The 13775-nt window shown below is 72.6% G+C and carries 12 protein-coding genes; all 12 read left to right on the forward strand.

From position 1 onward, the window contains the following. Positions 1 to 423 precede the first annotated feature (423 nt). The 12 genes from murG to ileS all read left to right on the forward strand — a co-directional run bounded on the left by murG (position 424) and on the right by ileS (position 13658). Complete coding sequence (murG, locus tag ACFV4N_RS30270; protein WP_499676041.1) at positions 424 to 1542, forward strand: undecaprenyldiphospho-muramoylpentapeptide beta-N-acetylglucosaminyltransferase; 1119 nt, start codon at positions 424 to 426, stop codon at positions 1540 to 1542. Positions 1543 to 1586: 44 nt separating this feature from the next. Next, entirely contained in the window at positions 1587 to 3005 is a 1419-nt protein-coding gene (murC, locus tag ACFV4N_RS30275; RefSeq protein WP_499676032.1) for a UDP-N-acetylmuramate--L-alanine ligase, read from the forward strand. After that, complete coding sequence (locus ACFV4N_RS30280) at positions 3002 to 3724, forward strand: cell division protein FtsQ/DivIB (RefSeq protein ID WP_499676033.1); 723 nt, start codon at positions 3002 to 3004, stop codon at positions 3722 to 3724. The genes murC and ACFV4N_RS30280 overlap by 4 nt, the downstream gene beginning before the upstream one ends. 81 nt (positions 3725 to 3805) lie before the next feature. Then, complete coding sequence (locus ACFV4N_RS30285; RefSeq protein ID WP_499676034.1) at positions 3806 to 4315, forward strand: DinB family protein; 510 nt, start codon at positions 3806 to 3808, stop codon at positions 4313 to 4315. A gap of 208 nt (positions 4316 to 4523) precedes the next feature. Then, positions 4524 to 5852, forward strand: coding sequence for a cell division protein FtsZ (gene ftsZ / locus ACFV4N_RS30290; protein WP_499676035.1), 1329 nt, complete (start codon positions 4524 to 4526; stop codon positions 5850 to 5852). A 259-nt stretch (positions 5853 to 6111) separates the two neighbouring features. Further along, positions 6112 to 6816, forward strand: a complete 705-nt coding sequence (gene pgeF, locus ACFV4N_RS30295; protein ID WP_499676036.1) for a peptidoglycan editing factor PgeF — start codon at positions 6112 to 6114, stop codon at positions 6814 to 6816. Between the two features lie 161 nt (positions 6817 to 6977). Continuing rightward, positions 6978 to 7652, forward strand: a complete 675-nt coding sequence (locus tag ACFV4N_RS30300) for a YggS family pyridoxal phosphate-dependent enzyme (protein ID WP_499676037.1) — start codon at positions 6978 to 6980, stop codon at positions 7650 to 7652. Positions 7653 to 7724: 72 nt separating this feature from the next. Then, positions 7725 to 8342 carry a cell division protein SepF gene (locus ACFV4N_RS30305; RefSeq protein WP_499676038.1) on the forward strand — a complete coding sequence of 206 codons (618 nt, stop codon included), beginning with the start codon at positions 7725 to 7727 and terminating at the stop codon, positions 8340 to 8342. 20 nt (positions 8343 to 8362) lie between these two features. After that, positions 8363 to 8653 carry a YggT family protein gene (locus tag ACFV4N_RS30310; RefSeq protein WP_344034995.1) on the forward strand — a complete coding sequence of 97 codons (291 nt, stop codon included), beginning with the start codon at positions 8363 to 8365 and terminating at the stop codon, positions 8651 to 8653. Positions 8654 to 8704: 51 nt separating this feature from the next. Continuing rightward, positions 8705 to 9523, forward strand: coding sequence for a DivIVA-like cell division protein Wag31 (wag31, locus tag ACFV4N_RS30315; protein ID WP_344034993.1), 819 nt, complete (start codon positions 8705 to 8707; stop codon positions 9521 to 9523). A gap of 172 nt (positions 9524 to 9695) precedes the next feature. After that, complete coding sequence (locus ACFV4N_RS30320) at positions 9696 to 10232, forward strand: hypothetical protein (RefSeq protein ID WP_499676039.1); 537 nt, start codon at positions 9696 to 9698, stop codon at positions 10230 to 10232. A gap of 285 nt (positions 10233 to 10517) precedes the next feature. Further along, positions 10518 to 13658, forward strand: a complete 3141-nt coding sequence (gene ileS, locus ACFV4N_RS30325; RefSeq protein WP_499676040.1) for an isoleucine--tRNA ligase — start codon at positions 10518 to 10520, stop codon at positions 13656 to 13658. The last annotated feature ends 117 nt before the right edge of the window (positions 13659 to 13775 follow it).

Consider the following 13775-nt stretch of genomic DNA (forward strand, 5'->3'; position numbering starts at 1 on the left):
GCCGACGTCCGCGCCCGGCCCGGGTCGGCACCGGCCACCCGGCACGACGTGGGGTCCTACCAGGCGTGCGCCCGCTGTCGCCGGTTGAGGTGCGACGACGCGGGCGGGGCCGGACCGCGTCGCCCGGTGGTGCCCGGCGCCCGGCCGATCCGGTGGTCCCGGTCGGTCCCCGAGGGGAATTCCTCTTGAGACCGACCCGCGTCCGAGCGGCCGTCGGTCGAATCGCCGGGAGTTCCGCCGGGCGGCTTTTCCGCCTTCACCCGGCCGCTCTCGCCGAATGCCTCGCCGAATGCCGCGCCGGGCCCGACCGGGTCCGGGTCCGCTCGTGCCCGCCCGACGCGGTGCGGTTCCACCGGGCCCGGGTGGCGCCGTTGCTAGGCTCGGCACGTCGAGTGGACGAGATCCCGACGAGATCCCGCAGCCCTGGAGGTTCCCCTGTCCGGCGACCGGCTTGTCCCCAACGGTCCGTGCGTGGTGGTCGCCGGAGGCGGCACCGCCGGGCACATCGAGCCCGCCCTGGCCCTGGCCGACGCGGTCATGCGGCTGCGGCCCGACGCGCGCGTGGTCGCGCTGGGCACCGAGCGGGGGCTGGAGAGCAGGATCGTGCCCGCCCGCGGCTACCCCCTGGAGCTGATCCCGCCGGTGCCGATGCCGCGCAAGCCGTCACCGGACCTGCTCAAGCTGCCGCTGCGGGTGCGCGGCGCGGTCAAGCAGACCCGCGACGTGCTGGACCGCGTCGGCGCGGACGTGGTGGTCGGCTTCGGCGGCTACGTGGCGCTGCCCGCCTACCTCGCCGCGCGCGGCCGCGTGCCGATCGTGGTGCACGAGGCCAACGCCAAGGCCGGCCTGGCCAACAAGGTCGGCGCGAAGTTCGCCGAGCGGGTCGCGGCCGCCGTGCCCGACTCGGGCCTGGCCGACGCCGAGGTCATCGGCATCCCGCTGCGGCACTCGATCACCACGCTGGACCGGGCGGCGCTGCGGCAGCGCGCCCGCGCCCAGTTCGGCCTGCACCCGACCGCGCCGACGCTGCTGGTGTTCGGCGGCTCCCAGGGCGCGCGGTCGATCAACACCGCGGTGGCCTCGGCGGCGCCGGCGTTCGCGCGGGCCGGGATCGGCGTGCTGCACGCGCACGGCCCGAAGAACACCGTGGCCGTCCAGTCGGTGCCGGGCGCGCCGCCGTACGTGCCGGTGCCCTACCTGGAGCGCATGGACCTGGCCTACGCGGCCGCGGACGCCGTGCTGTGCCGGTCGGGCGCGATGACCGTGGCCGAGGTGTCGGCGGTCGGCCTGCCCGCGGTGTTCGTGCCGCTGCCGCACGGCAACGGCGAGCAGGCGCTCAACGCCGGCCCCGTGGTGTCGGCGGGCGGCGGCCTGCTGGTGCCCGACGAGCAGTTGACGCCGGAGTGGGTCGCGGCGAACGTGGTGCCGCTGGTCGCCGACCGCAACCGGCTGGCCGCGATGACCGCCGCGACGCTGAGCACGGGTCACCGCGAGGCCGACGAGGTGCTGGCCCGCATCGTGCTGGAGGTGATCCGGAAGTGACGGCTCCGGTCGGCGGCGGTTCGGGCGCGAGGGGGGATGGTTCGGTGGGCGACGTGCTGGAACGGGTGCACCTGGTCGGCATCGGGGGCGCGGGCATGAGCGGCATCGCCCGCATCCTGCTCGCGCGCGGCGCGCAGGTGTCCGGCTCGGACGCCAAGGACTCGCGCACGGTGCTGGCCCTGCGCGCGCAGGGCGCGGCCGTGGCGGTGGGCCACGACGGCGCGAACCTCGACCAGCTCCCCGGCGGGCCCACCGCGGTCGTGGTGTCCACCGCGATCCGGGAGGACAACCCGGAGCTGGTCGCGGCGCGCGAGCGCGGCGTGGCGGTGCTGCGGCGGGCGGAGGCGCTGGCCGCGCTGATGGAGGGCCACCGCGTGGCCTGCGTCGCCGGCACGCACGGCAAGACGTCCACCACGTCGATGCTCACCGTCGCGCTCCAGCACTGCCGGCTGGACCCGTCGTTCGCCATCGGCGGCGACCTGAACGAGTCGGGCGCGAACGCCCACCAGGGCACGGGCGGCGTGTTCGTCGCCGAGGCCGACGAGAGCGACGGCTCGTTCCTGTCCTTCTCGCCGTCGGTCGCGGTGGTGACCAACGTGGAGGCCGACCACCTGGACCACCACGGCACCACCGAGGCGTACGTGGGCGTGTTCGACTCGTTCCTGGAGCGGATCGAGCCGGGCGGCGTGCTGGTGGCCTGCGCGGACGACCCGGGCGCGGCGGCGCTGGCCGAGCGGGCCGCGAAGCTCGGCATCCGGGTGCGGCCCTACGGCCGCACCGCGGGCGGTCCGGGCTCGGCGCGACTGGTCGACTACCGGCCGGAGGAGACCGGCGGCCTGGTCCGGGTCGAGCTCGCCGAGGAGGCCGGCGGCGCGGACGTGCGGGTCGTGGACGTGCGGGTCGCCGTGCCCGGCGAGCACATGGCGGGCAACGCCGTCGCGGCGCTGCTGGCCGCGCTGGAACTGGGCGCGGACCGGGACGGCGTGCTGCGGGGCCTGGCCGCGTTCGGCGGGGTGCGCAGGCGGTTCGAGTACAAGGGCCGCGCCGCGGGCGTGCGGGTCTACGACGACTACGCCCACCACCCCACCGAGGTGTCCGCGCAGCTCACCGCCGCCCGCCCGCTGGCCGGCGAGGGCAAGCTGGTCGTGGTGTTCCAGCCGCACCTGTACTCGCGGACCCGCCTGTTCGCCGACGAGTTCGGCGCCGCGCTCGCCCTGGCCGACGAGGTCGTGGTGCTCGACGTGTACGGCGCGCGCGAGGACCCGCAGCCGGGCGTGACCGGCGGGATGGTCGCCGAGCGCGTGCCGCTGGCCGAGGGCGGGGTGCACTACGAGCCGTCGTTCGACCGGGTGCCCGCGCTGGTCGCGGGGCTGGTCGGGGACGGCGACGTGGTCGTCACCATGGGCGCGGGCGACGTGACCGTGCTCGGGCCGGAGATCCTCGGGGAGTTGGACCGCAGGTGAGCACGCAGGCGGTGCGTCGCCGACCGCGCCCCGCGCCGCGGCGGCGCCCGTCGCGCGTCCCGTCCCGGCGCACGGTGCTGCGCCGGCGGCTGGTCGCGGTCCTGGTCCTGGTCGCCGTCACCGTCGCCGTGTGCGCGGTGTGGTTCACGCCCGCGCTCGGCGTCCGCGAGGTGCAGGTGCGCGGCGTGGCGGAGCTGACGTCCGCGGAGGTCGTCGAGGCCGCCGCGATCCGGCCCGGCACCCCGCTGGTCAGGGTGGACGGCGGTGAGGTCGCGGAGCGCGTGCGCGCCCTGCCGCGGGTGGCCGACGTGCTGGTCGAACGCGTCCTGCCCGGCCTGGTGCGGCTCACCGTGGACGAGCGCGACCCCGTGGGAGTCCTCACCGGGCCCGACGGCGCGCACCTGGTGGACGCCACGGGCCGGGACTACGCCACCGTGGCGCAGCCGCCGGCCGGGCTGCCCGAGCTGAAGGCGTCCGGCGACGCGCTGGCGGCGGCCGTGGCCGTGGTCACGCAGCTGCCGGAGGCGTTGCGGAGCGAGGTGCTGGTGGTCTCGGCCGAATCGCCCTCGGGGGTGCGGCTGACCCTGAGCGCCGGCCGCGAGGTCCGCTGGGGCTCCGCGGACGACACGCCGCGCAAGGCCGCCGTGCTGGACGTGCTGCTGACCAGGGATGGGACCGTGTTCGACGTCTCCAGCCCGCAGCTGCCGACGGTGTCGTGAGGTCCGCCGGTGAAACCCGCCACACCCGCGTGCTCGGCTGACCCGGCCACGTCGGGCGCCGCGGGCGGCGATACTGCCGACGTGACCGGTTTGAGGGAAGACGAACGCGTCGAGGTGCCGTACACGGGGGACGAGAGGACCCTGCTGAACGCGTTCCTGGACTACCTGCGCGGGACGATCGCGTTCAAGTGCGCGGGGCTGTCGGAGGAGCAGGCGCGGCGCTCGGTGCTCCCGTCGCAGCTCAACACCGCCGCGGGCGTGGTCAAGCACCTGCGGTGGGTGGAGAACTACTGGTTCCGGGTGGTGCTGTCCGGGCAGCCGAGCGAGGCGCCTTACACCAGGGAGGACCCCGACGCGGATTGGCGCGTCGAGCCGGGCGAGACGATCTCCGGTCTGCTGGCCGACTACGCTTCGGAATGTGCGGCGAGCCGGGAAGTCGCCGCGGGGCTCGACCTCGACCACGAGGTGGCGTTCCGCGGTGGTCGGATTTCCGCGCGCTGGGTGTTGATCCACATGATCGAGGAAACGGGTCGGCACGCGGGGCACCTGGACGTGGTGCGGGAACTGCTCGACGGGGCGACCGGCGAGTAGTGACCGCTCACCCGGTCAGGACACAACACGGCGTGGCTGCTGGACCGAGGCATTGCCGATGCATAACGTCCAGCAGGAACATACGGGGTTGACATAACTCTCCACCTCTGGTTGAGAGTTTCAATCCGGGTGGTGATCCGTCCGGGTGTGACACCGGTGGTCATCCACTCCAGCACATGAGCACGGACACGATCAGGAAGGCGGACCGATGACGCCCCCGCACAACTACCTCGCGGTGATAAAGGTCGTCGGCATCGGCGGTGGCGGCGTGAACGCCGTGAACCGGATGATCGAGGTCGGGCTCAAGGGCGTCGAGTTCATCGCGGTGAACACCGACGCGCAGGCTCTGCTGATGTCCGACGCCGACGTGAAGCTCGACATCGGCCGCGAACTGACCCGCGGCCTCGGCGCCGGCGCCAACCCCGAGGTCGGCCACAAGGCGGCCGAGGACCACCGGGAGGAGATCGAGGAGGTCCTCAAGGGGGCCGACATGGTGTTCGTCACCGCCGGCGAGGGCGGTGGCACGGGCACCGGCGGCGCGCCCGTGGTGGCCTCGATCGCCCGCAAGCTCGGCGCGCTGACCATCGGCGTGGTGACGCGGCCGTTCTCGTTCGAGGGCAAGCGGCGCGCGAAGCAGGCCGAGGAGGGCATCCAGGCCCTGCGCAACGAGTGCGACACGCTCATCGTGATCCCGAACGACCGGCTGCTCCAGCTCGGCGACATCGGTGTGTCGCTGATGGACGCGTTCCGGTCGGCGGACGAGGTGCTGCTGTCCGGTGTCCAGGGCATCACCGACCTGATCACCACGCCGGGTCTGATCAACCTGGACTTCGCCGACGTGAAGTCGGTCATGTCCGGGGCGGGCAGCGCGTTGATGGGCATCGGCTCGGCGCGCGGCGAGGGCCGGGCGGTGACGGCCGCCCAGAAGGCCATCAACTCGCCGCTGCTGGAGGCGTCGATGGAGGGCGCCCACGGCGTGCTGCTGTCGATCGCGGGCGGCAGCGACCTGGGCCTGTTCGAGATCAACGAGTCGGCGTCGCTGGTGCAGGAGGCCGCCCACCCGGACGCGAACATCATCTTCGGCACGGTCATCGACGACTCGCTCGGCGACGAGGTGCGGGTGACGGTGATCGCGGCCGGCTTCGACAGCGGCGGCCCGACGCACAAGAAGCTGGAGCCGCAGGCGCTGTCCGGCCCGCAGCGCGGCAACCCGGTCGCCTCGGCGACGGCGGGTGAGCTGTCCGCGCCGCAGCCCCAGCAGCCCCCGCCGGTGACGGCGCAGCCGACCGTGCCCGCCGTGCAGCCGGTGTCGCAGCCGGTGTCGTCGGTGGAGCCGGCGCAGGTGGTCCAGCAGCGGCCGACCGTGCCGCAGCAGCCGCAGGGCAACGGGGCGCCCTACACGCCGCCGACGCCGCCGGCCGTGCCGCGTTCCCTGTCGCCGGGCCTGCCGACCAGCGGCAGCCTGCCCAACCGGGCCGTCCCGGTCACCGACGACCCGGACGACGAGGTCGACGTCCCGCCCTTCATGCGCCGCTGACCCCGCGCTCTCCCGGGCCCCCGAGCCACCGCTCGGGGGCCCTCCGCGTGTCCTCCACCCAGACATCGCGTGTCCTCCACTCAGGCGCGGCGTGTCGTCCAGTCCGGCACGGCGTGTCGTCCAGTCCGACACCGCGTGTCGTCCAGTCCGGACCTCCGAGCCTCCGCGTGCCCGCGGCCTGAGCGGTGGGTTCGCGGTGTCCGAGTGGAGGACACGCGGTGCCGGAGTGGAGGACACGCGGGTCTGGGAAGCTGGTGGGGTGCGGATCCGTCGTGTTGTGACCACGCGTGAGGGTGGCGTGTCGAAGCCGCCGTATGAGTCGTTCAACCTGGGTGACCGGGTGGGGGACGACCCGGCCGCGGTCGCGGCCAACCGGGGGAGGTTGGCCGAGGGCATCGGGTTGGGGCCCGGGCGGCTGGTGTGGATGGAGCAGGTGCACGGGCGGACGGTCGGGGTCGTCGACGGGCCCGTGGACGAGCCGCTGGAGGCGACCGACGCCGTGGTCACCCGGCAGCCCGGGTTGGGGCTGGCCGTGCTGACCGCCGACTGCGTGCCGGTGCTGATGGGCGACCCGGAGGCCGGGGTCGTCGCGGCGGTGCACGCCGGGCGGGTCGGCGCCCGCGTCGGCGTGGTGCCGGCGGCGCTGGAGCGGATGGTCGAGCTGGGTGCCGAGGTGGGGCGGGTCGAGGTGCTGCTGGGGCCTGCGGTGTGCGGGCAGTGCTACGAGGTGCCCGCCGAGATGCGGGCGGACGTGGAGAAGCACCTGCCCGGGAGCGCGAGCAAGACCCGGGGCGGCAAGCCGGCGTTGGACCTGCGGGCCGGGCTGTGGCAGCAGCTGGCCGACGCCGGGGTCGGCAGGATCGGCGTCGACCCCCGGTGCACGGTGGAGGAGAAGTCGCTGTTCAGCCACCGGCGGGAGCGCGGCACCGGGCGGCTCGCCGGTGTCATCTGGGTGGAGGCGTGAGCGCGGACGTGGGTGGCGGGGCAGTGGAGGGCGCCGGCGTGGGCGAGGACGTGGGTGGTGGGGCAGTGGAGGGCGCCGGCGTGGGAGCTGGGAGCGCCGGTGGGGCAGCGGGGAGCGCCGGTGGGGGAGCGGGGAGCGCGGAGCGGCGCGAGGAGTTGGCGTTGTCGCTGGCCGAGGTGCGGGCGCGGATCGCCGCGGCCTGCGCCGCGGCCGGGCGGGACGCGTCCGAGGTCGGGCTGCTCGCGGTGACCAAGACGTTCCCGGCCGGGGACGTGGCGATCCTGCACGACCTCGGGCTCACCGAGTTCGCCGAGAACCGCGACCAGGAGGCCGCTCGGAAGACCCGGGAGTTCGCCGAGCTGCGGCCGGACGCGCGGGCCCGCTGGCACATGGTCGGGTCGCTCCAGCGGAACAAGGCCAAGTCGGTGCTGAGGTGGGCCGACCGGATCGACACGGTCGACTCGACCCGCTTGGCCGACGCCATCGCGAAGGCCGCCACCGAACCCGTCGAGGTGCTGCTCCAGGTCAGCATCGACGGCGACGAGGCCCGCGGCGGGCACCCCATCGGTGACCTACCGCGACTGGCCGATCACGTAGCACGTTCGAGTGAACTTATTCTGCGAGGTGTGATGACCGTCGCACCCCTCTCCATGTCTCCACGGCAGGCGTTTGCTGCTCTGTACGAAGCGGTAACCCGCTTGCGGGACGATCATCCCGATGCCACCGTTGTCTCGGCGGGGATGAGCGGTGACCTGGAAGATGCCATTGCGCACGGTTCCACGTGCGTGCGTGTCGGAACAGCGTTGCTGGGCAGCCGGAGACTAGCCTCGCCGTAACTGTCCGGAACCTCTGGGACGGCCGCGACGTCCTTGCGGGTAGGGATCATCGGCGGAGGAAGGGCTCGAACCATGAGCGGGTTTCACAAGCTGAAGGCCTACTTCGGGATGGTTCCCGCCGAGTACGCCGACGACCCCGACGCCTACGACGGTGACCGCCGCTACTCGGACTACCGGGCCGACTACGCCGAGCCCGAGGACTACGAGCCCTACCCGGAGCAGCGCAACAACCGGCGCCGTGCGTTCAACGGCTACCGGGCCGAGCTGGAGGAGGCGGACGACTACGAGCCCGATCGCGGAGCCCGGTCACGACGACCGTGGACGCCGGAGACCCACGGCGCGCTGGCCGTCGAGCCCCAGCGCGAGCCGGTGAACCGGCTGCGCCCGACCCCCGAGCCCGCTCCCCACCAGCTGGGGCGCATCACCACGCTGCACCCGCGCAACTACAACGAGGCGCGGACCATCGGCGAGCACTACCGCGACGGCACCCCGGTGATCATGAACCTCACCGACATGGACGACGCGGACGCCAAGCGGCTGGTCGACTTCGCGGCAGGCCTGGCGTTCGCCCTGCGCGGCTCGATCGACAAGGTCACCAACAAGGTGTTCCTCCTCTCACCGCCGAACATCGACGTGACGGCGGAGGACCGGAGGCGCCTCGCGGAGGGCGGGTTCCTCAACCGCGACTGAGGGGTGGCACAGTTGACGGTGTGGATGCCCTCTGGCTCGTGGTCTACTACGTGTTGTTCTCGTTCTGGGTGCTGCTCACGGCGCGTGTCGTCGTGGAACTCGTCCGCAGTTTCGCCAGGGGCTGGCGGCCTGCGGGCGGGGTCGCCGTGGCTCTGGAGACCGTCTACACGGTAACCGATCCCCCGGTCCGCCTGCTGCGTCGGCTCATCCCGACCGTGCGGATCGGCGGCGTCGGTCTGGACTTGTCCATTATTGTGCTGTTGCTGGTCGTTATCATTCTGATGCGAGTAGCCGATCCCAGGCCGTTGTGAGGGGACAGGGTCCAGGGATCTCCACAGCCCAGGAGTGCGTGAGGTGATCTGATGCCGTTGACCCCCGCGGACGTGCACAACGTCGCGTTCAGCAAGCCGCCGATTGGCAAGCGGGGCTACAACGAGGACGAGGTGGACGCGTTCCTCGACCTGGTTGAGGGCGAGTTGGCCCGCCTGATCGAGGAGAACAACGACCTGCGCCAGCAGGTCGAGCAGCTCGACCAGCAGGTCGAGACTGCGCGTGCCGACCTGGAGGACGCACGGGCGAAGATCGCCGCGGGTGTCGGCGGCCCCAGCCGGGTCGTCGACGAGCCCCGCAGGCTCGCCCCCGTACCGCCCCCCTCGGCGTTGGAGCAGACCTCGCCCGGCGGTGGTGGTGACCACCACGTGCAGGCGGCCAAGGTGCTCGGCCTGGCCCAGGAGATGGCCGACCGGCTCACCGGCGAGGCCAAGGCCGAGGCCGACGGGATGCTGTCGGAGGCGCGGACCAAGTCCGAGCAGCTGCTGTCCGAGGCCCGTGCCAAGGCCGACACCATGGTCAACGAGGCGCGCACGCGTGCCGAGACCATGCTGAACGACGCGCGGACCCGTGCCGAGACGCTGGAGCGGCAGGCCCGGGAGAAGGCGAGCGCGCTCGACCGCGACGCGCAGCGCAAGCACGCCGAGGTGATGGGGAACATCACCCAGGAGAAGAACACGCTGGAGAAGCAGATCGACAAGCTCCAGACGTTCGAGCGCGAGTACCGGACCAGGTTGAAGACCATGCTGGAGTCGTCGCTGCGCGACCTCCAGGACCGCGGCCCGGCCGCTCCGTCCGACGGTCGTCAGCAGGGTGGGTACACCTTCGGGGCGCGTGCCGAGGCGGGCTGACCGGGCTGACCGGGCCGACCTGGCTGGATCGGCGCGCGGGTCGAGTTGATCGGCGCGCCGGTCGGGTTGGTCGGCGCGTTGGCCGGGTTAGTCGGCGCGCCGGCTGGGTTGGTCGGCGCGCCGGCTGGGTTGGTCGGCGCGCTGGTCGCGTCGCTGATCTAGTCTGCTGCACGTGCTGTACGTAGTCCTGCTGCTGGTGCTGGTCGCGCTGGGCCTGCTCGTGCCCGCGCTGACCAGCACCCAGACCCACTGGGCTTGGTTGTCGGTGGGTGCCAGCGGGGCCGCTGCCGTGGCCCTGGTGCTCGACTGGTGGCTCCGCCGCCGGTCGGGCACCGAGGGCGCTCCGGTGTCCCGGGTGGCCCCGGTGGCCGCTTCTTCGTCGGCGTCGGCGTCGACGTCGGATTCGGGGCCGGTTCCGGCTGGTCGCGAGGGTGGGTCGCCGGAGGTCGGTGACGAGCCGGTCGCCGAGCCCGGTGAAGAGGACACGGACGCGGCGGACTCGCTCGTCGTGGCCGACCTGACCGACGAGGTCCGGGTGCTCGACGAACGCCCCCGGTATCACCTGGTCGAGTGTTCCTGGCTCGCGGGGAGGGGCTCCCTGGCGCTGCCGATCAACGAGGCCCGTCAGCTGGGGTTCACGCCCTGCGCGGTGTGCGCGCCGGACGCCTCGCTGGCGGCCCGGTCCCGGAGCGCGGCCGAGCCCGAGTGATCAACACCACACCCGGCGTCGTCCGAGGTGGCGCCGGCGCGCGGAACAACCCGCCGGTGCGGTTCGGTTACCCTTGGCGTTAGCACGGCGTTGACCCGGCCATCACCGGCGAGCCTCCGGAAGAACGGGCGCGAGCCCCAGTAGAACCGGACGGGTGCGGCCCGTCACAGCCGCTGAACGAGAGGCCAGTGCCTTCGCGCGCTGGCAAGCGAGGTGGTACCGCGGTGCGCCCGGCAGGGCGTGTCGTCCTCGTGAGCCGGTTGCACGCGAGCGAGGAGTCGCACGATGGCCTACCCGAAGGCGGGCGAGGGTTCCGTCCCCGCCCAGCCGTCCTTCCCCGTCCTCGAAGAGGGCGTGCTCGACTTCTGGAAGTCCGACGGGACGTTCCAGGCGTCGGTCGACGCCCGGCCGGCCGGGGACAACGGGTCCAACGAGTTCGTCTTCTACGACGGCCCGCCGTTCGCCAACGGCCTGCCGCACTACGGCCACCTGCTGACCGGGTACGTCAAGGACGTGGTGCCGCGCTACCAGACGATGCGCGGCAAGCACGTCGAGCGCCGGTTCGGGTGGGACACCCACGGCCTGCCCGCCGAGGTCGAGGCCGAGAAGCAGCTCGGGTTCTCGTCCAAGAGCGAGATCGAGTCCTTCGGCATCGAGAAGTTCAACGAGGCCTGCCGCACGTCGGTGCTCCGGTACACCGACCAGTGGCGCGACTACGTGACCCGGCAGGCCCGCTGGGTGGACTTCGACAACGACTACAAGACGCTCGACCTGGACTACATGGAAAGCGTCATGTGGGCCTTCAAGACCCTGTGGGACAAGGGCCTGGTCTACGAGGGCTTCCGGGTGCTCTGGTACTGCTGGCGCTGCGAGACGCCGCTGTCCAACACCGAGACGAAGATGGACGACACCTACCGGCCCCGGCAGGACCCGGCGGTGACGGTGGGCCTGCGCCTGGAGACCGGCGAGCTGGCTCTGGTGTGGACGACCACCCCGTGGACGCTGCCGTCCAACCTGGCCGCCGCGGTTCACCCGGACGTGGACTACGTGGTGGTCGAGTCCGGCGGGGAGAAGTACCTGCTGGCCGAGGCCCGGGTGGCGGCGTACGCGCGCGAGCTGGGCGAGGAGCCGCCGGTGGTGGCCCGCTACCGGGGGTCCGAGCTGGTGGGGCGGAAGTACCGGCCGCCGTTCGACTTCTTCGCCGGCCGCGAGAACGCCCACCAGGTGCTGGCCGCCGACTACGTCACCACCGAGGACGGCACGGGCATCGTGCACATCGCCCCCGCCTTCGGCGAGGAGGACAAGGCCGTCACGGACGCGGCGGGCATCGACGTCGTGGTGCCGGTCGACGCGCACGGCCGGTTCACCTCCGAGGTGCCCCCGTACGAGGGGTTGCAGGTCTTCGAGGCGAACAAGCCGATCATCCGGGACCTGCGCGAGGCCGGCCTGCTGCTGCGCCACGAGACCTACGACCACCCGTACCCGCACTGCTGGCGGTGCGACAACGCGCTGATCCAGCGCGCCGTGTCGTCGTGGTTCGTCGCGGTGTCGCGGTTCAAGGACCGCATGGTCGAGCTGAACCAGCAGATCAACTGGGTGCCCGAGCACATCCGCGACGGCCAGTTCGGCAAGTGGCTGGAGAACGCCCGCGACTGGAACATCTCGCGGAACCGGTTCTGGGGCTCGCCGATCCCCGTGTGGGTGTCGGACGACCCGGCGTACCCGAGGGTGGACGTGTACGGCTCGCTGGACGAGCTGGAGCGCGACTTCGGCGTGCGGCCGACCGACCTGCACCGGCCGGGCATCGACGCGCTGACCAGGCCGAACCCGGACGACCCGTCGGGACGGTCGACGATGCGCCGGGTGCCCGAGGTGCTGGACTGCTGGTTCGAGTCCGGGTCGATGTCGTTCGCCCAGGTGCACTACCCGTTCGAGAACCGCGAGTGGTTCGAGGACCACTACCCGGGTGACTTCATCGTCGAGTACAACGGGCAGACGCGCGGGTGGTTCTACACCATGCACGTGCTGGCCACGGCGCTGTTCGACCGGCCGGCGTTCCGGAACTGCGTGGCGCACGGGATCGTGCTGGGCGACGACGGGCAGAAGATGTCCAAGTCGCGCCGGAACTACCCGGACGTGAACGAGGTGTTCCAGCGGGACGGCTCCGACGCCATGCGGTGGTTCCTCATGGCCTCGCCGATCCTGCGCGGCGGCGACCTGGTGGTCACCGAGCGGGGCATCCGGGACGCGGTGCGGCAGGCCGTGCTGCCGCTGTGGAACTCGTGGTACTTCCTGGCGCTGTACGCGAACGCCGAGGGCATCGAGGGCACCTGGCGGACGGACTCGCCGCACGTGCTGGACCGGTACGTGCTGGCGAAGACCCACGACCTGGTCGCCTCGGTCGGCGCGCAGCTCGACGCGTACGACGTCTCGGGCGCGTGCGCGTCGATCCGGGACTTCCTGGAGGTGCTGACCAACTGGTACGTGCGGCGGTCGCGCGACCGGTTCTGGGCCGGCGACCGGGACGCGGTCGACACGCTGCACACGGTGCTGGAGGTGGTCTGCCGGGTGGCGGCGCCGCTGCTGCCGCTGACGACGGAGGCCGTGTGGCGCGGGCTGACCGGCGGGCGGTCCGTGCACCTGGCCGACTGGCCGGTCGCCTCGGACCTGCCGGCCGACGCCGGGCTGGTCACCGCGATGGACAAGGTGCGGCAGGTGGCGTCCACGGCGCTGTCGCTGCGGAAGGCGAACAAGCTGCGGGTGCGGTTGCCGCTGGCCTCGCTGGTCATCGCGGCGGCCGACGCGGAGGTGCTGGAGCCGTTCGCGGAGGTGCTGCGGGACGAGGTCAACGTGAAGTCGGTGTCGCTGACGACGGACGTGGACGCCCACGGGCACTTCCAGCTGGCGGTGAACGCGCGTGCCGCCGGGCCGAGGCTGGGGCCCGAGGTGCAGAAGGTCATCAAGGCGGTGAAGGCCGGGGACTGGGCCGAGGTCGACGGGCGCGTCGTGGCGGCCGGGGTCGAGCTGTTCCCGGAGGAGTACGAGCAGCGGCTGGTGGCCCGGGATGCCGGGGCGACGGCGGCGTTGCCCGGGAACTCCGGGTTGGTGGTGCTGGACACCGTGGTGACCGAGGAGCTGGCCGACGAGGGGTTGGTGCGCGACCTGGTGCGGTTGGTGCAGCAGGCCCGCAAGGACGCCGGGTTGGACGTGTCCGACCGGATCTCGGTGGTGCTGGGGCTGCCGGACGGCGGGGTCGAGGCGGCGGTGCGGAAGTTCGAGCCGTTCGTGAAGTCGGAGACCCTGGCGGACGCGGTCGAGTACTCGCAGGACGTGGCTGGCTCGGGTTCGGGTTCGGGTTCGGGTTCGGGTGTTGAGGGCGTGGTCGGGGAGGGTCAGAAGGTCCGGGTGTCGGTGACCCGGGTCTGAGCTCCTGTCGGTTTCGGGCTTGGGGGCTGGTCCCGGCTCGATTTGACATGGGGCCCTTACGAGTACCGGAGGCAGGCCGCAGCCGGCAGGCACGGTGGGGAAGAGCGTCCCACCGAG

It is taken from the genome of Actinosynnema sp. NPDC059797 (assembly GCF_042732085.1).
Taxonomy (GTDB): Bacteria; Actinomycetota; Actinomycetes; order Mycobacteriales; family Pseudonocardiaceae; genus Actinosynnema.

Excerpts from the sequence above, each read along its gene's own strand:
- ftsZ (WP_499676035.1), top strand. The coding sequence starts at position 4,524 with ATGACGCCCCCGCACAACTACCTCGCGGTGATAAAGGTCGTCGGCATC.
- ACFV4N_RS30305 (WP_499676038.1), top strand. The coding sequence starts at position 7,725 with ATGAGCGGGTTTCACAAGCTGAAGGCCTACTTCGGGATGGTTCCCGCC.
- wag31 (WP_344034993.1), top strand. The coding sequence starts at position 8,705 with ATGCCGTTGACCCCCGCGGACGTGCACAACGTCGCGTTCAGCAAGCCG.
- ileS (WP_499676040.1), top strand. The coding sequence starts at position 10,518 with ATGGCCTACCCGAAGGCGGGCGAGGGTTCCGTCCCCGCCCAGCCGTCC.